At 61.8% G+C, this 15,375-nt stretch carries 18 protein-coding genes; 9 read left to right on the forward strand and 9 right to left on the reverse strand.

The window, feature by feature from the left end:
- Nucleotides 1-189: 189 nt before the first annotated feature.
- The gene (locus ACS4NR_RS01415; protein ID WP_456018917.1) at nucleotides 190-1,371 is read right to left on the reverse strand and encodes a cyanate transporter; all 1,182 of its coding nucleotides are present in this window, start codon (nucleotides 1,369-1,371) and stop codon (nucleotides 190-192) included.
- Between the two features lie 337 nt (nucleotides 1,372-1,708).
- Between ACS4NR_RS01415 and rnd the strand changes: the two genes are divergently transcribed.
- From rnd to ACS4NR_RS01430, 3 genes are all read left to right on the forward strand, one after another.
- Nucleotides 1,709-2,842, forward strand: coding sequence for a ribonuclease D (rnd, locus tag ACS4NR_RS01420; RefSeq protein WP_027614515.1), 1,134 nt, complete (start codon nucleotides 1,709-1,711; stop codon nucleotides 2,840-2,842).
- Nucleotides 2,839-3,132, forward strand: a complete 294-nt coding sequence (locus tag ACS4NR_RS01425; protein WP_095138552.1) for a YcgL domain-containing protein — start codon at nucleotides 2,839-2,841, stop codon at nucleotides 3,130-3,132. Before rnd ends, ACS4NR_RS01425 begins: the two co-directional genes overlap by 4 nt.
- A gap of 118 nt (nucleotides 3,133-3,250) precedes the next feature.
- Complete coding sequence (locus ACS4NR_RS01430; protein ID WP_095138553.1) at nucleotides 3,251-4,183, forward strand: D-2-hydroxyacid dehydrogenase; 933 nt, start codon at nucleotides 3,251-3,253, stop codon at nucleotides 4,181-4,183.
- Nucleotides 4,184-4,304: 121 nt separating this feature from the next.
- On the opposite strand, the gene ACS4NR_RS01435 is transcribed toward ACS4NR_RS01430, so the two are convergent.
- Entirely contained in the window at nucleotides 4,305-4,898 is a 594-nt protein-coding gene (locus tag ACS4NR_RS01435; RefSeq protein ID WP_443533222.1) for a nitroreductase family protein, read from the reverse strand.
- A 165-nt stretch (nucleotides 4,899-5,063) separates the two neighbouring features.
- Between ACS4NR_RS01435 and ACS4NR_RS01440 the strand changes: the two genes are divergently transcribed.
- Both ACS4NR_RS01440 and ACS4NR_RS01445 read left to right on the forward strand, forming a co-directional pair.
- The gene (locus tag ACS4NR_RS01440; RefSeq protein ID WP_027614519.1) at nucleotides 5,064-5,513 is read left to right on the forward strand and encodes a YcgN family cysteine cluster protein; all 450 of its coding nucleotides are present in this window, start codon (nucleotides 5,064-5,066) and stop codon (nucleotides 5,511-5,513) included.
- A gap of 36 nt (nucleotides 5,514-5,549) precedes the next feature.
- Nucleotides 5,550-6,779: a hypothetical protein gene (locus ACS4NR_RS01445; protein WP_456018918.1), complete on the forward strand. Its 1,230-nt coding sequence runs from the start codon at nucleotides 5,550-5,552 to the stop codon at nucleotides 6,777-6,779.
- A 108-nt stretch (nucleotides 6,780-6,887) separates the two neighbouring features.
- Here ACS4NR_RS01445 and ACS4NR_RS01450 read toward each other — a convergent pair whose 3' ends face one another.
- The 4 genes from ACS4NR_RS01450 to ACS4NR_RS01465 form a co-directional block, all read right to left on the reverse strand.
- Entirely contained in the window at nucleotides 6,888-7,265 is a 378-nt protein-coding gene (locus tag ACS4NR_RS01450) for a YgaP family membrane protein (protein ID WP_095138556.1), read from the reverse strand.
- Nucleotides 7,266-7,347: 82 nt separating this feature from the next.
- On the reverse strand, nucleotides 7,348-7,818 hold the full coding sequence (locus ACS4NR_RS01455; protein WP_007911337.1) for an RNA methyltransferase: 471 nt from the start codon (nucleotides 7,816-7,818) through the stop codon (nucleotides 7,348-7,350).
- A gap of 192 nt (nucleotides 7,819-8,010) precedes the next feature.
- Nucleotides 8,011-8,382: a YajD family HNH nuclease gene (locus ACS4NR_RS01460; RefSeq protein WP_003222612.1), complete on the reverse strand. Its 372-nt coding sequence runs from the start codon at nucleotides 8,380-8,382 to the stop codon at nucleotides 8,011-8,013.
- 49 nt (nucleotides 8,383-8,431) lie between these two features.
- On the reverse strand, nucleotides 8,432-9,118 hold the full coding sequence (locus ACS4NR_RS01465) for a spermidine synthase (protein WP_456018919.1): 687 nt from the start codon (nucleotides 9,116-9,118) through the stop codon (nucleotides 8,432-8,434).
- Between the two features lie 80 nt (nucleotides 9,119-9,198).
- On the opposite strand from ACS4NR_RS01465, the gene ACS4NR_RS01470 reads away from it, so the two are divergent.
- The gene (locus tag ACS4NR_RS01470) at nucleotides 9,199-9,483 is read left to right on the forward strand and encodes a hypothetical protein (protein ID WP_095138557.1); all 285 of its coding nucleotides are present in this window, start codon (nucleotides 9,199-9,201) and stop codon (nucleotides 9,481-9,483) included.
- Here the strand turns inward: ACS4NR_RS01470 and ACS4NR_RS01475 are convergent.
- Together ACS4NR_RS01475 and ACS4NR_RS01480 are read right to left on the reverse strand one after the other, a co-directional pair.
- Nucleotides 9,480-9,953 (reverse strand): Crp/Fnr family transcriptional regulator, encoded by a 474-nt coding sequence (locus ACS4NR_RS01475; RefSeq protein WP_095138623.1) that lies wholly within the window; start codon nucleotides 9,951-9,953, stop codon nucleotides 9,480-9,482. The genes ACS4NR_RS01470 and ACS4NR_RS01475 overlap by 4 nt on opposite strands.
- A gap of 203 nt (nucleotides 9,954-10,156) precedes the next feature.
- The gene (locus ACS4NR_RS01480; protein WP_456018920.1) at nucleotides 10,157-12,211 is read right to left on the reverse strand and encodes a S9 family peptidase; all 2,055 of its coding nucleotides are present in this window, start codon (nucleotides 12,209-12,211) and stop codon (nucleotides 10,157-10,159) included.
- Nucleotides 12,212-12,447: 236 nt separating this feature from the next.
- On the opposite strand from ACS4NR_RS01480, the gene ACS4NR_RS01485 reads away from it, so the two are divergent.
- The 3 genes from ACS4NR_RS01485 to ACS4NR_RS01495 are packed head-to-tail and all read left to right on the forward strand — an operon-like array spanning nucleotide 12,448 to nucleotide 14,295.
- Nucleotides 12,448-12,945, forward strand: a complete 498-nt coding sequence (locus tag ACS4NR_RS01485; protein WP_103369779.1) for an MFS transporter — start codon at nucleotides 12,448-12,450, stop codon at nucleotides 12,943-12,945.
- A gap of 16 nt (nucleotides 12,946-12,961) precedes the next feature.
- Nucleotides 12,962-13,738: a class II glutamine amidotransferase gene (locus ACS4NR_RS01490; protein ID WP_007969599.1), complete on the forward strand. Its 777-nt coding sequence runs from the start codon at nucleotides 12,962-12,964 to the stop codon at nucleotides 13,736-13,738.
- A gap of 14 nt (nucleotides 13,739-13,752) precedes the next feature.
- Nucleotides 13,753-14,295 carry a DUF2937 family protein gene (locus tag ACS4NR_RS01495; protein ID WP_064586452.1) on the forward strand — a complete coding sequence of 181 codons (543 nt, stop codon included), beginning with the start codon at nucleotides 13,753-13,755 and terminating at the stop codon, nucleotides 14,293-14,295.
- 152 nt (nucleotides 14,296-14,447) lie between these two features.
- On the opposite strand, the gene ACS4NR_RS01500 is transcribed toward ACS4NR_RS01495, so the two are convergent.
- Entirely contained in the window at nucleotides 14,448-15,362 is a 915-nt protein-coding gene (locus tag ACS4NR_RS01500) for a LysR family transcriptional regulator (protein WP_456018921.1), read from the reverse strand.
- Nucleotides 15,363-15,375 lie beyond the last annotated feature (13 nt).

A 15,375-nucleotide genomic window follows, 5' to 3' on the forward strand; every position in this document is an offset into this window, starting at 1 on the left:
CGCTGTGCTCCTTGCGCTGAATCCGCGCAAACGTGTGCGCATGATCGTAGCGGAACGATGGTGCCAGGACAAAGCCCTGTAGGACGTTTCAGTGTCAGTTGTGGGACAGAAAGTTTTAGGAACACGACGCCGTTAAATAAACCGGCAAAAGATGGCAACAGGCCTCTAGCCCGGTAACGGCATTCGGCTTCAACGGAAGTGTCGGGCGTAATGCCGAGGGTCGAAGCGCAGCACTATCAGCAACATCACCACCATTACCGCAGTCAGCGACCACCAGGCCCATTCGAAGCTGCCGAGACGGTCGCGGATGATTCCGGCCAGCAGCGGTGAAAGCCCGGCGATCAGGTAGCCGATGCCTTGCACGAACGCGGTCAGGCTGCCGGCGCGCTGCGGGTTGTCGAGGTGATCGAGCGAGACAATCAGACTCATCGGAAACAAGCCGCCAATGCCCAGCCCCAGCAGGCACGGCCACAGCAGGCTGAGGTGTTGCGGGCTGAGGATCAGTCCGCAGAAGCCGCCGATGATCAACAGCAGCAACGCTGCGAGGACGGTACGGCGATCACGGCTGCGATTGGCGATGGCCGGCGTCACCAGCCCGGATATCACCTCCATGGCGGTCAGAAAGCCCAGCAGCAGACCGGCGTGCTGTTCGCTCCAGCCCTGTTCCACGTAGTACGGCGCCAGCCAGGCGAGCACGCAGGTGTAGGACGCCGTGCCGAGGCCGAAGAAGAGGGCGAGCAACCAGGCACGGGAATTACGCGTGAAGGACTCTTTTCCTACAGGCGTGTTGTGGATGGATGATGGGGTCGACTGTGTCCACCAGACCAGCAACGCGAGCACGGCCAGTCCTGCCCAGATCGCCAGCCCGGTGCGCCAGCTGCCGGTCTGCCCCATTACCAGCGGCGAGAATGAGGCGGCCAGCGCGGCGCCGCCCATGATTGACGTGACATACAGGCCCATGCACAGCGCCACATTGTCAGGGAAACGGGACTTGATCAGTGCCGGCATCAACGCCTGAATCAAGGCGATGCCAAGCCCCGCCAGCACCGCGCTGCCAATCAATTGCGGCGCCGAATCGAGCCACAGCCGCGACAGCGTCGCCAGCCCGATAATCAGCAACGACAGGATCACCGTGCGCTGCTCGCCCAGGCGTCGGCTGATGCCTATGCCGAAAAACATCGCCAGCCCCATCACCATCACCGGCAGCATGGTCAGCAGCGAGGCCGCGCTGAAACTCAGCGGGATATCGCCACGAATCGCCGACAACAATGGCCCGACAGCTGCCATGGACGGGCGCAGATTGAGCGCGACGAGGATGATGCCCAGCATCAGCCAGACAGCGGGGCGGGTGGTGGCACGGACGTTTTCCATCGGCAGACTCTGGATTGCGGAGGCTGTCGATTAGGCGGCGCGCAGCACTTATCGGCAAATCAGATTTCCCCAGTACTATTTAAAAACTAAATAACACTCCCCTGTGTAGGAGCTGCCGAAGGCTGCGATCTTTTGACGTTGGTTTTAAAAAACAAGATCAAAAGATCGCAGCCTTCGGCAGCTCCTGCACGGGGAGGTTCGGATCCCTCGTGCTGACCACGCTGTAAGACTATTCTTTCTCTCTGGTAGGACATTTCGTTACAGCTCTGGCCCAGCGCAGGCGCGTAAAACGCCGGCGGCGATATATACTGCGCGCCATTCTTCAAGGGAGAGCCGTGTGGCTATCGATATTCACTGGATTCGCGACAACGAAAGCCTCGCGCAGTTTTGCGCCGAGTGGCAGCAGCTGCCGTTCGTTGCCCTCGACACCGAATTCATGCGGGTCGACACCTTCTACCCGATTGCCGGTTTGCTGCAGGTCGGCGACGGCAAACGCGCCTATCTGATCGATCCGCTGACCATCGACGCCTGGCAACCGCTGGCGGCGTTGCTGGAAAACCCGGCAGTGCTCAAAGTCCTGCACGCCTGCAGCGAAGACCTCGAAGTGCTGCTGCGCCTGACCGGCAGCCTGCCGGCGCCGTTGTTCGACACGCAACTGGCGGCGGCCTACCTGAACCTCGGGTTCTCGATGGGCTATTCGCGGCTGGTGCAGGAAGTACTCGGTATCGAGTTGCCGAAGGGCGAAACCCGTTCCGACTGGTTGCAGCGTCCACTTTCCGACACACAAATCAGCTACGCCGCTGAAGACGCGGTGCATCTGGCGGAAGTTTTCGTACAGCTGCGGCCGAAACTGTCCGACGACAAATTCGCCTGGGTGCTGGAGGACGGCGCCGAACTGGTCGCCAACCTGCGCCGCGAGACCGATCCGTACGAGGTCTATCGCGAAGCCAAACTGGCGTGGAAACTGTCCCGTGCGCAACTGGCGGTGCTGCGTGAACTGTGCGCCTGGCGCGAAAAAGAAGCGCGTGCCCGTGATCTGCCGCGCAACCGCATCGTCCGTGAGCACTCGCTGTGGCCGCTGGCCCGCACGCAACCGGACAACCTCGCCGCGCTGGGCAAGATCGAAGACATGCACCCGCGTACCGTGCGTCAGGACGGCCAATTTCTGCTTGATCTGATCAAGCGCTCTGGCAGTGTGGGGCCTGATCAATGGCCGCCGGCGGTGCCGGAGCCATTGCCGGTCGAAGCGGCGGCGCTGATCAAGCAACTGCGCGCCCTCGGCCAGGTCGAGGCCGAACGCCTGGGCATCGCCCCGGAACTGATGCTGCGCAAGAAAACCCTCGAAGCGCTGGTCAAAAGCGGCTTCCCCGAGGGCCCATATCAATTGCCTGAGTCGCTGCGTGGCTGGCGCCGCGAACTCATGGGCCAGAAGCTGCTCGACAGCCTGGCCACCGCCGGAGAACAGCCTTGAAACGTATTTGCTCCATTTACCAAAGCTCCAAGCGAAGCGGAATGTACCTGTATGTGCTCAAGAGCGATGCGCTGGAGCGTGTGCCGGAACCCCTGATGCTGGCGTTCGGCAAGCCGAAGCATTCCTTCGATCTGGTGCTGTCGCCTGAGCGCAAGCTGGCCAGCGAGGACATCACCGTGGTCCTGGAAAACCTCGACAAGCAGGGCTATCACTTGCAGATGCCGCCGGCCGAGGACGAGTACATCGAACACCTGCCCGAAGAATTGCTGCGACGCAACGACCCGGTCTGATCTGCGAGGCCCTGTTCTGGGCCTCTTGCCACCCTGGAACTGTTTTTACGGCGACGACCGCCACGAAGGAGCGCGACTCCTTCGGCGGTTGCCCGCACGGTTTGCGAAAGGTTTGAAAATGCGCGTTCTGATTGCTGAACACGACCACGCGGTGTACGCCCGGCTGCTGCGTCAGGCGGCCCCGGAACTTGAAGTACTGACCAGTGGCGACTCCGCCGAACTGGCCCGTCAGGCGGCCGATTGCCCGGTGTGGCTGGGGCAGCCGGATCTGCTGGCGACGCTGTTGCGTCAGGGCCATCAGCCGCAATGGCTGCAATCGACCTGGGCCGGCATCACGCCGCTGCTCGCCGACGGCTTGCGCCGCGATTACCGCCTGACCCGCGCGGTGGGGATCTTCGGTCAGGTGATGGCCGAATACGTGCTGACCTATATGCTCGGGCACGAGCGGGAAGTGCTGGCGCGGCTGGTCAGCCAGGTCGAGCGCAAGTGGGACAACCGCACCGGCCAGAGTCTGGTCGGGCGCAAGGTGTTGATCGTCGGCACCGGCGATATCGGCCAGAGCGTGGCGCAGTTTCTGTTGCCGTTCGGTGTCGAGCTGTACGGCATCGCCAGCAGCGCGCGCGAGCAGGCGCCGTTCATCGAAGTCGGCTCGATGGCGGATCTGCCACGGCTGGTGGGCGCGGTCGATTACGTGGTCAACCTGCTGCCGAATACCGCGCAAACCCACGACATTTATGACGCGGCGCTGTTCAAGCAATTCAAGCCGACCGGGTTGTTCATCAACGTCGGACGCGGCGTGGCGGTGGTCGACGCGGATCTGGTGGAAGCCTTGAAGGAAGGGCATCTGGCTGGTGCGGTGATCGACGTTTGCCGTCAGGAGCCGTTGCCGCAACGCCATCCGTTCTGGACGGCGTGGGGCTTGTTGCTGACCGGGCACAGCTCGGCACCGACGTCGCCGGCGTTGATGGTGCAGTTGTTCGTCGAAAACCTGAAGGCGTATCAGGCGGGAGAAGCATTGCGCGGGGAAGTGGATTTCAGTCGCGGATATTAAATCCACCGCGATACCTGTAGGAGTGAGCCTGCTCGCGATGAGGGTGTGTCAGTCGACAATGTTGTCTGACACTACGCCATCGCGAGCAGGCTCACTCCTACAGTGGTTTTTGCATGGTGGCTTAGAGGGTGAAGTTGCCTTCTGCAGCCAGCTCGCTCAGCGGGCGACGCGGGCTCGGCATTTCACGAGCCTGCAGGTATTCGGCCAGGGTCGCCTTGTCACCCAGCTTGCCGATAGCGACCGCCGCATGCAGCGCATAACCTTCAGGAATATTCAGCTCCTTGCGGGTCAGCTCCTGATCGAAACCGGCCATGCCGTGGGTGTGCCAGCCGCTGATGCTCGCTTGCAGCGCCAAGTGGCCCCAGGCCGAACCGGTGTCGAAAGTGTGCCACAGCGCCGGGGACTCTTCGCTGGCACCGGGTGCGGTGAAGGTGGTTTTCGAAATCACGATCACCAGTGCCGAAGCGTGCTGCGCCCAGCTGCGGTTGAATTCATTGAGCAGACCCAGGAAACGCTCCCAGTTCGGTGTATCCCGGCGCGCATACAGAAAGCGCCACGGTTGCGAGTTGTAGGCCGACGGCGCCCAGCGTGCGGCTTCGAAAAAGCTCAGCAGGGTTTCTTCCGGGATCGTTTCGCCGGTGAAGGCGCGGGGCGACCAGCGGTCGGTGAACTGCGGGTGAATGGCGTAATCGGCGACGCGAGGGTTGGCACTCATCGAAAGATTCCTTGCTGTGTTTGAGTCATGAATTCGTGGCAAAACCCTACTGGGCGGCGATTCGGCTGACAAGCGGGATTTACCGACAGTCGCCAGCGCTTGGCCCGCAAGGCCTTGGGCACTAGACTGGCGGCCTTTTCACCACCTGATGTTGATGCTTGAGCCATGGCCGCCAAAGTCGAACCGTTCTGGAAACGCAAAACCCTCGAGCAACTGGATCACGAGGAATGGGAATCGCTGTGCGACGGCTGCGGTCTGTGCTGCCTGCAGAAACTCGAAGATGAAGAAGACAACAGCGTCTATTACACGCGTATCGCCTGCAAACTGCTGGACCTGAAAACCTGCCAGTGCAGCGATTACCCGAATCGCATCAAGTTTGTCCCGGACTGTATCCAGCTCACTCCGGGTCAGGCTGAAGAATTCAAATGGCTGCCGCCGACCTGCGGTTATCGTCTGGTCAGCGAAGGCAAGGATCTGCCGCTGTGGCACCACCTGGTGTGCGGCGATCGTGACGCCGTGCACCACGAACGGATTTCCCAGTCCGGGCGCATGCTCGCCGAAGGCAGCGTGCCGGAGGACGACTGGGAAGATCACCTGATTTTCCGGGCTGGTTAAGCACCAAGGGTTTCCAGGATTCAACAAGGAGTGTGTATGGCTGGGGGATTGCTGCGGGCATCGTTGATCGGCCTGCTGGCGCTAAGCGCACCAGTGTGGGCAGCAAAGAAAGTCGATCTGGATTACCACGTCCGCCTGTTGCCGCAAGGCGATCAGGCCGAAGTGCGCCTGACCCTGGCCAAAGGCGAGGCGGTGCGCAGTCTCGACTTCGACCTCGGCGACGGCAGCCACTACAGCGACTTCAAGGCCGACGGCGAATGGCAACTGACCCCGGGCAAACAGACCCGGGGCCTCTGGCGCCCGATCGGCGACAAGCCCAGCCTGACTTATCGCGTCAGTATCAGCCACGGCCGCAAGGGCGGCAGTTTCGACACGCGCATGACCCCGAGCTGGGCGCTGCTGCGCGGTGATGATCTGGTGCCGCCGGCCAAGCTCGATCAGCAAGATGGCGTCGAGCTGGTGTCGCGTCTGCAATTTGAACTGCCCAATGGCTGGCAAAGCGTTGAAACCGCCTGGCCGCGCATCGGCAAGAATAAATTCCGCATCGACAACCCTTCACGCCTGTTCGATCGCCCGACCGGCTGGATGCTGGCTGGTCACCTTGGCAGCCGTCGCACGCGTCTGGGCGAAACGGAAGTCACTGTGGCCTCACCGCAAGGGCAGGGCATGCGTCGCATGGATGTGCTGACCTTGCTGACGTTCGTCTGGCCGCAAGTGCAAGCGGTCTATCCCCGGCATCCGAAGAAACTGCTGATCGTCGGCGCCAACGACCCGATGTGGCGCGGCAGCCTCGGCGCGCATGAGTCAATTTACCTGAACACGCGTTTGCCGCTGGTCAGCGAAAGCGGCAGCAGTGCGCTGGTGCGCGAGCTGGCGCAGGTGTTCGGGCGGATCAACGACGAGCAGCGCAGCGACTGGATCAGCGAAGGCTTTGCCGAGTATTACTCGATCGAATTGGTGCGGCGTGCCGGAGGCATGAGCGATGAGCGCTATCAGGCGTTGCAGGCGAAGTTGACCAAGGACAGTCAGAAAGTCACGACCCTGCGCGGCGAGAAGATCAACCAGGCGCAGCTTGCAAAAGCGGTGCTGATGCTGCAGGAACTGGATCGCGAGATTCGTCTGAAGACGCGTAACAAGCGTTCGCTGGATGATGTGTTGCGCGGGGCGATGCATCTGGGGACGGTGAGTACCAAGGAGTTTGTGCAACTGGCCGAGAGTGTTCTGGGCGAGTCTTCCAAAGTCCTCGATAGCGCGTTACTTCAGTAATACCGCCTTCGCGAGCAAGCCCGCTCCCACCTTAGACCGCATTCCAACCTTCAATGTGGGGGCGGGCTTGCTCGCGAAGAGGCCAGAAGCCTCACCGAAAATTCAGGCTCAGACCCCGGCTTTCGGTGACTTCACCGAATCATTGCCGGTCACTGTTGCGGTGCTGGTCGCCGCCTCGGCATTGGCCTTGAGCTGGCTCAGCTCTTCCCCGGCGCGCTCGATCTTCGCCCGCACGTTGTTCATGTCCTGACGGCTTTTCTCCAGCAGGCTTTTCACCGAGCTGTGCCCGGTGATGCCACGGGCCATCGCCACGCCGCCAATCGCCACCTGAATCAGACCGAACACGCCGCCACGGCGCAGGCCCTTGCCGACCATGATCACGCCACCGGCCAGCGAGCCGATGCGCTCCCAGCCCTGCACGTTCTGTTCGGTCGGGCTCTGGAACGGGGTGGAATCGATACGTTGGACGCGTTTGAGTTCGCTCATGATCTGTCTCCCAGGCAATGTGCAATAGATAGATAAGCTGACTGCCGCAGCGGCCGGCTCGTTCCATCGGATGTGCGACGTTTCAGCGGAATTTCGGCCCGGAGCGGGTATTCAGGCCCTTGGCCATGCGGTCGTAGAGTACGACGTTGACCGTCGCCGCCAGGTTCATGCAACCGGTGGTCGGGATGTACACGACGTCTTCGCACCAGTCGCGGATCTCCTTATCCAGCGAGCCGTCTTCCGGGCCGAAGATGTACAGCGCGCGATCCGGATGGGTGTATTCCGGCAGCGGGCGGGCGCCCTCGACCAGTTCCACGGCGACCGGGACGCAGTTGAGCGGGAGGATCTTTTTCAAGTCGTCGATGCCGATCAGCGGGATGTCGTAGTGCACGCGCTTGGTGTCGGTGACGAAATCGGCGGCGCGTTCATAACGCTTGCCGGTGTAGAACACCGACGCCACGCCGTAACAGCCTGCGGCGCGCATCACCGAACCGACATTCTCCGGTGACTTGGGGTTGTACAAACCAATGCAGCTGTAACGTTTGTCTGCCACGAGCGGGGTGCCTTCGGGAAAAAGAGGGCGATTATACGGGGATTGGGCGGTTGTGGTCAGACCTCGGATTATCGGTGCCCGAACGGCCGCCTTCGCGAGCAAGCTCGCTCCCACAGTGGTTTTGTGTATGACACCGATCCAGTGTGGGAGCGAGCTTGCTCGCGAAGGGGCCAGTCGGGCCAATGAAGAACTTTAATCTTCTTTTTTCATCAGCCCGGCCAGGGCGGCAAACGGATTATGCGTCGCCTTGGCGATTTTCGGCGTGCTCAGCGAGCCGTCGCCGAAGTATTGCTGGTCGGTGTAGCGCGAGTGTTCGTTGTCGTGGCAGTACAGGCACAACAGTTCCCAGTTCGAGCCGTCCTGCGGGTTGTTGTCGTGGTTGTGATCGCGGTGGTGCACGGTCAGTTCGCTCAGGCGCTTGCCGGAGAACTCACGGGCGCAGCGGCCGCAGACGTGCGGGTACATTTTCAGGGCCTTGTCACGGTAGCCCATTTCCTTGTCGCGCTGGTTGTCGGCAAGGATGCGATCGAGCTTCGACGTGTTGGTCGGGGTGGACGAACTCATGGGTTCACCTTTGTAAAAAGACTAATGACGGTTATGTGCAGAGTTTAGCTCAGCCCTTGAGCTTCTCGGCAATCCAGATCGTGTGGCGGGTGCCCTTGTTGCCGTGGGCGAAGACCTGGACTTCTTCGGCCTTGAACCCGGCCTTCTTCAATTTGTCGGAAAACTGCCGGTCAGCGCTGGCCGACCATACTGCCAGCACGCCCTTGGGCCGCAGGGCCTTGGCGCAGGCGTTCAGACCGGCGACCGAGTACAGCCAGCTGTTGGCCTTCTGCGTCAAACCTTCAGGGCCGTTGTCGACGTCGAGCATGATCGCATCGAAACCATTTGGCTCGCTTTGCAGGACCTTGGCCACGTCGTCCTGACGGATCACCGTGCGTGGATCGAGCAAGGGTCGCCCGGACTTTTCACCGAGCGGCCCGCGGTTCCACTCGACCACGCCGGGCACCAGTTCGGCGACCACCACTTCGGCACCCTTGCCCAGATGTTTGAGCGCCGAGGCGAGGGTGAACCCCATGCCCAGACCGCCAATCAAGACTCGCGAATTCGGTCGTCCGGCGACCTTGCGGCAAGGGATCTCGGCCAGCGCATCCTCCGAGCCGTGCATGCGCGTGTTCATCAATTGCCCGCCGTCGCCGCCCTGGATCTTGATGACGAAATCCTCGCCATACTCGAACAGGCACAGGGCACCGCCGTTGTCAGGGATCGGCGTGGTGTCGAGCAGAACGAAACGTTTCATGGAAATCTCTACAAAGGGGAAGGCAAGCCGGCCCGTTGGGAGTAGCCTGAGCGCAGACTAGAGGCCAAACGGAGCCCTTGATGAAGCGCACCATTCTAACGGTCATTGCCCTGGCCGCGCTCTCGATTACTGCAGTGCAGGCGCAGCAGACCATTCCGGTCAGCCCGACGCCGCAACCCGGCTCGCCGGGAACCGCCACGCCGACCCCGTATCCGCAAATCACCCCGATCAGCGCACCGAAGGCCGGTGCCGGCAGTGGCAGCCCGCCGCTGGTGCCGATCGAAATGCCCAGCCCGCCGAGCAAGGATCAACCGGTGCCGGGCATCGAACCGAGCGGCACCAAGGCCAAATCACCGGGCGGTTAAACCTGTTGCGCCGCCAGTTGGCCGTCGGCCATGCGCAGGCGTTTGGAGAGGGACACGGCGAGGGCGCGGATGATCTTGGCGGCGATCTTTGGCGCGTCGTTGAGCATCTTTTCCAGCGAGTCCTTGCCCAGGTTGAGCAGTTGGCAGTTGCTCGCCGCGATGCAGGTCGCCGAACGGCGTTCGCCATCGAGCACGGCCATTTCCCCGAACGCCCGACCGCTGCGCAGGATGGCCATGGTGATGACCTGGCCGTCGGGGCCAGTCTTCTGCACCGCGACCTGGCCGGTGTGGAGGATGCACATGAAACTGCCGGCATCGCCCTCACGGAAAATCGCTTCGCCCTCAGCCACGGTGCTGATGCTGAAGTAGCCCGAGGCCGCGGCGAAGTCCGCCAGTTGCAATTGATCGAACAGGCCACAGTCCATCAGCCAGTCGCGAATTTCGTTGTTCAGCAGGGTGGGTTCTGACATGTCATTGCGGTCTTTATTGTTTTCACGGTTTTCAGGCACTACACGGACCCTTGTAGGAGTGAGCCTGCTCGCGATAGCGGTCTGTCATTCACATCACCGGTGACTGATACACCGCTATCGCGAGCAGGCTCACTCCTACAGGGAACTGTGGTGTATCGGCCCCTTAGGTCTGGAGTTAAGACCCGAGTGACCGATGGAGTTCCTCAGGCCAGGCCCAAAACCTTGAACACAAATGCATATTCGAGCGCTACGTCACGTAATCCCTGATAACGCCCACTCATGCCGCCATGCCCGGCGCCGAGTTCGGTCTTGAGCAGCAGCAGATTGTCGTCGGTCTTGGTCGCACGCAGTTTCGCCACCCACTTGGCCGCTTCCCAGTACTGCACGCGGCTGTCGTTATAGCCGGCGATCACCAGGGTTGCCGGATAATTCTGCGCAGTGACGTTTTCGTACGGCGCGTACGCCTTGATCCGCTCGTAGACCTCCGGCTCTTCCGGGTTGCCCCACTCGTCGTACTCGGTGACGGTCAGCGGCAAATCCGGGTCGAGCATGGTGTTGAGCACGTCGACGAACGGCACTTCGGCAATCGCCACGCCGAACAGATCCGGACGCTGGTTCAGCACCGCGCCAATCAACAGGCCGCCAGCACTGCCGCCGCTGATCGCCAGTTTCTCGGCGGTGGTGATGCCGTTGAGGATCAGGAATTCGGCGCAGGCAATGAAGTCGCTGAAGGTGTTGTGTTTGTGTTCCTGTTTGCCGGCGCGATACCAGGCTTCGCCCAACTCGCCGCCGCCCCGCACGTGGGCGATGGCGAAAGCCATGCCGCGATCCAGCAGGCTCAGGCGGGCATGGGAGAACCACGGGTCGAGGCTGGAGCCGTAAGCGCCATAACCATACAGATATAGCGGCACCGGTTTGCCGACCATCTCGCGTTTCATCACCAGACTGATCGGCACCTGTGTGCCGTCCGGCGCGGTGGCCCACAGGCGTTGGCTGACGTAGGCGTCGGCGTCGAACGGGCCGAGCACCGGAGTTTCCTTCAGGACGGTTTGCTCCCCGGTCTCCAGCAGCAACTGGCGCACCTGCGCCGGACGATTCAGCGCCTCGTAACGCAGACGGATGCGGTCGCTCTCGAACTCCAGGCTGTTCTGCACATAGAGGCTGTAAGCCGCGTCCGGCAATTGCACGCGATACGGCGTCTGGCCTTGCGGGTGAACTTCGATGATCGGCAGACCGCCTTCACGCAGGCTCAGGGTCATGGCCGCGGTGTTCAGCGTCACGCCGTCGAGCATTACCGTGTCGCTGTGCGGGATCAGGTTCTGCCAGTCGGCCTCGCTCGGCACCACACCGGTGTCCGGCGCCTGATACAGGGCGAAGTTGATGCCATCGCGATTGGTGCGGATGAACCAGGTCCACACGCCATCCAGCGCACCGTGGTCGACATCGTATTCGTGATCCTCGACCCGTGGCGCCAGGCAAGTGAAGGGCAGGTGCGGCTGATGCGCGTCCAGCGCCCAGACTTCGCTAGTGGTCTTGCTGCCCAGAGTCAGCAGCAATTGCTGCTCGGAACTGGAGCGATAGCAATGCAGGAAGAAACGCCCGTCCGGCTCGTGGAACACCTCTTCGGCGGCGGTGCCGTCGAGGCGATAGCGCAACAGTTTGTGCGGGCGATGGGTGTCGTCGAGCACGCCGAAGAACAGGGTCAGGCTGTCGTTGGCCCAGGTCATGCTGCCGTCGCAGTCCTGGAATTCCAGTTCGCTGACCTTATCATTGGCCAGTTCCTTGACGAACAGCGTGTAGATCTCGTCGCCCGAGGCGTCGACGCTGTAGGCCAGACGCTGGTGATCCGGGCTGATGCTGAACGCGCCGAGCGAGAAGAAGCCGCCATTGGCCAGCACGTTCGGGTCGAGCAGCAGTTGCTCGCGGCTTTCGTCGAGGGTCAGGCTGTCGTCGGCCGGACGCGGGCAACGGTAATGGCGGGCGTATTCGTCACCCGCCGTGGTGCGCGTGTAATACAGATACGGGCCCCATGGCGAGGGCAGGGACAGGTCGGTTTCGAGGATCCGGCCCTTGATCTCTTCGAACAGGCTTTCGCGCAGGCCGGCCTGATCGGCGGTCTGTGCTTCCTGATAGGCGTTTTCAGCCTTGAGGTAGTCGAGCACCGCGTCGGTGTCGCGTTCCTGCAACCAGGCATACGGGTCGGCACCGGCAGCCTTGCGGGCGATCGGGGCACTGATGACGTGGGCGGATTCGGGCATGGAAGGCTCTCGGACATTTACGGAATAAGGGTTTTCGCAGCTCTTGAAACCATCGCACTCCCCTGTGGGAGCGGGCTTGCTCGCGAAGGCGTCCTGTCAGTAAAGACTTATTTGGCTGACACACCGCTTTCGCGAGCAAGCCCGCTCCCACAATGATTGCGGCGGGCCGTCTGGCATTGGGACAAGCCTGGCGGGCGAAAAGTCGTTACTATAAGCGCCTCTTTGCCTGCCTTGCCATGGACACCATGACCGAGAACGACTATCTGATCGCCTGGGGCCTCTACGCCTTTGCCGCTGTGGGCTGCCTGTTGGTAGGGATGCGCCTGACCCGCTGGATGTGGCGCTGGTTGCGCGAGCCGCTGCGGGTGCTGATGGCGGTGTTGCTGTTCAGCCCGACCATCATTGACCCGGTGAAAGCCAAGGTCGCGCCGTCGATCGCCATCACTGCGCTGGATCTGGCCTTCAAGGTCGGCAACAACGCCTGGCGAGCGGTCTCCGATCTGTTCATGTACGGCATGATTGCGTTCGGCATCTACCTGATCTTCGTGCTGATCCGCTTCCCGATCGAACGTGCCTCGCGCGCCCGCCGCGAGCAGGCCGAGGCCGCCAAGGCTGCGGCGCGTGCCGATGATCGCGACGACGATCAGCCGTTCGGCGCTGCCGGTGATGACCGCTATGGTCGCCCGCCGGTGCCGAACAATCCGCAGCGCATGCGCGTCGAGCCGCGTCTGTAAAACCGAGAGTCCGCACATGTGTGAATTACTGGGCATGAGTGCCAACGTGCCGACCGATATCGTGTTCAGCTTCACCGGCTTGATGCAGCGCGGCGGGCGTACTGGCCCGCACCGCGACGGCTGGGGCATCGCCTTCTATGAAGGGCGCGGTCTGCGCCTGTTCCAGGACCCGGCCGCGAGCAGCGAGTCGGAAGTCGCCAACCTGGTGCAGCGCTATCCGATCAAGAGTGAAGTGGTGATCGGCCACATCCGCCAGGCCAACGTCGGCAAGGTCTGCCTGTCCAACACCCACCCGTTCGTGCGCGAACTGTGGGGGCGCAACTGGTGCTTCGCGCACAACGGCCAACTCGCCGATTTCACCCCGATCAAAAGTTTCTACCGCCCGGTGGGCGACACCGACAGCGAAGCGGCGTTCTGCGATTTGCTCAACCGCGTGCGTGCAGCATTTCCGGAACCGGTCGATATAGAAGTGCTGCTGCCGGATCTGGTCGCCGCGTGCGCTGAATACCGCAGCAAAGGCGTGTTCAACTGCCTGCTCAGCGACGGCGACTGGCTGTTCTGCTATTGCTCGACCAAACTGGCACAGATCACCCGGCGCGCACCGTTCGGCCCGGCGCGGCTCAAGGATGTCGATGTGATCGTCGATTTCCAGGCGGAAACCACGCCTAACGATGTGGTCACGGTGATCGCCACCGAGCCTTTGACCGAAAACGAAACCTGGACCCGTTACCAACCGGGCCAATGGAGCCTGTGGCGACGCGGTGAATGCGTCAGCCAGGGCACGACCGAATAAAGGATCTCTCCTCGATGTTGCTCAGTTATCTACGGCTGGTGTTGTTTGCGGCGGGCCTGTTGATCGGTGTCCAGGTGCCGGGTTTCATCAACGATTACGCCAAACGCGTCGAAGCCCATCTGATCGAAGCGCAGACCGGTCTGCGCGGTTTTCAGGGCACCGCCGAGCAGTTTTTCAAGGGCGACTTGCAGGCGCTAGTCGCGCATTACCGCGCCAGTGATGACCCGGTATTTCGCAGCGACGCCGACAGCCTGAGCACCTTGCTCAACCGCCAGATTGCGCTGGATAAACAGTTCCAGGCGATGCAGGGCCCGTGGTACATCCGCTTCCTGCAAGTGGTGCTGGCCGCCGACCCGGACATTCGCAAGGAAACCTGGAATGGCTACAGCTACCAGATCCTGCTGACCCCGGAAGCGATGATCTGGGGCATGAGCGGGGCGTTGCTGCTGTCGTTCGGCATCGAGTGCCTGATTCGTCTGATTGACTGGGTGGTCTTGGGCGGCCGGCGCTTGCGCCAGAGCCGGCCGATTGAAGACCGCGACGTGCGCGGCTTGTAAGTCTGGCAAAACTCCTGTGGCGAGGGAGCTTGCTCCCGCCCGGCTGCGCAGCAGTCGTAAAGCTATGAACTCAATTGTCCTGAATGATTGGGATGTCTGGTTTTGGGCCTGCTTCGCAGTCCAGCGGGAGCAAGCTCCCTCGCCACAGGGTGTCAGGCACTCAAGACAATGTAGTTCTCACCGACCTTGCGCGCATACCCCTCCAGCACCTGCTGACACAACGTCACCATCTCCTCGACCCACTCCACGCCAACTCGCCACGACACCACCACCTGCAGATTCGGCGGTCGCTGGTCGATGTCGAGCAAAGTCAGTTCACCCCGCGCCAGTTCCTCGGCCACCAGCACCGGCGGCAGCACGCCAATACCAAAACCATCACGCAACAGCCGGGTGATCGCCGACACCGAATTCACACAGTTCAGGCGCGGTGCCAGCACGCCGTTGGCCTGCATCAAAGCGAGCAGATCCTGATGCGGTCGGGAGTTTTTCGAGTAGGTGATGAGCCGTTCCTGCGCCAGTTCGCCGAGGTCGGCGTAGTCGCGGTTGTAAATCGAACTGCTCGCAACGATCCAGCCCAGCGGATGGCTGGCCAGCTCCAAGCTACGCACGCTTTCGTGACGTATCAGATCGGTTTGCAGAACGATGTCGAGAAAGCCTTTTTGCAGCTGATCGCAGAGGTTCAGCGAGGTATCCGCCACCAGCTCGATTTCCACCCGTGGATACAGATCGGTCATCTGCGCCACCAACGGGCTGAGCCAAGTGTGGATCACCGTGTCCATCACGCCGATGCGCACCCGGCCGACCTTGCTCGAACGGGTCTCGATCGATTGCTTCAGCGCCGACATCGTATCGAGCATCTGCTCGGCGTAATCCAGCACCTTCAGGCCTTCGGGTGTCAGGCTGACGCCGCGTGAATCGCGCAGAAACAGCTTCACCCCCAGCTCGCCTTCGAGCACCGCGATGCGGCTGGAAATCGACGCCTGGGTGGTGAACAGCTTGTCGGCGGTCAGGCGAAAACTCTTCAGCCGGGCGACCCAGACAAAGGTCTCGAGAAACTTCAGGTTCATGGCAACGGCTCGG

The organism is Pseudomonas sp. JQ36, assembly GCF_053851495.1.

Coding starts and splice junctions, on each gene's coding strand:
- ACS4NR_RS01435 (WP_443533222.1), bottom strand. CDS start 4,898: ATGAGTGCCAACCCTCGCGTCGCCGATTACGCCATTCACCCGCAGTTC.
- ACS4NR_RS01470 (WP_095138557.1), top strand. CDS start 9,199: ATGAAGCGCACCATTCTAACGGTCATTGCCCTGGCCGCGCTCTCGATT.
- ACS4NR_RS01485 (WP_103369779.1), top strand. CDS start 12,448: ATGGACACCATGACCGAGAACGACTATCTGATCGCCTGGGGCCTCTAC.
- ACS4NR_RS01495 (WP_064586452.1), top strand. CDS start 13,753: ATGTTGCTCAGTTATCTACGGCTGGTGTTGTTTGCGGCGGGCCTGTTG.
- ACS4NR_RS01450 (WP_095138556.1), bottom strand. CDS start 7,265: ATGAGCGAACTCAAACGCGTCCAACGTATCGATTCCACCCCGTTCCAG.
- ACS4NR_RS01445 (WP_456018918.1), top strand. CDS start 5,550: ATGGCTGGGGGATTGCTGCGGGCATCGTTGATCGGCCTGCTGGCGCTA.
- ACS4NR_RS01440 (WP_027614519.1), top strand. CDS start 5,064: ATGGCCGCCAAAGTCGAACCGTTCTGGAAACGCAAAACCCTCGAGCAA.
- ACS4NR_RS01415 (WP_456018917.1), bottom strand. CDS start 1,371: ATGGAAAACGTCCGTGCCACCACCCGCCCCGCTGTCTGGCTGATGCTG.
- ACS4NR_RS01500 (WP_456018921.1), bottom strand. CDS start 15,362: ATGAACCTGAAGTTTCTCGAGACCTTTGTCTGGGTCGCCCGGCTGAAG.
- ACS4NR_RS01490 (WP_007969599.1), top strand. CDS start 12,962: ATGTGTGAATTACTGGGCATGAGTGCCAACGTGCCGACCGATATCGTG.
- ACS4NR_RS01465 (WP_456018919.1), bottom strand. CDS start 9,118: ATGAAACGTTTCGTTCTGCTCGACACCACGCCGATCCCTGACAACGGC.
- ACS4NR_RS01460 (WP_003222612.1), bottom strand. CDS start 8,382: ATGAGTTCGTCCACCCCGACCAACACGTCGAAGCTCGATCGCATCCTT.
- ACS4NR_RS01480 (WP_456018920.1), bottom strand. CDS start 12,211: ATGCCCGAATCCGCCCACGTCATCAGTGCCCCGATCGCCCGCAAGGCT.
- ACS4NR_RS01475 (WP_095138623.1), bottom strand. CDS start 9,953: ATGTCAGAACCCACCCTGCTGAACAACGAAATTCGCGACTGGCTGATG.
- ACS4NR_RS01430 (WP_095138553.1), top strand. CDS start 3,251: ATGCGCGTTCTGATTGCTGAACACGACCACGCGGTGTACGCCCGGCTG.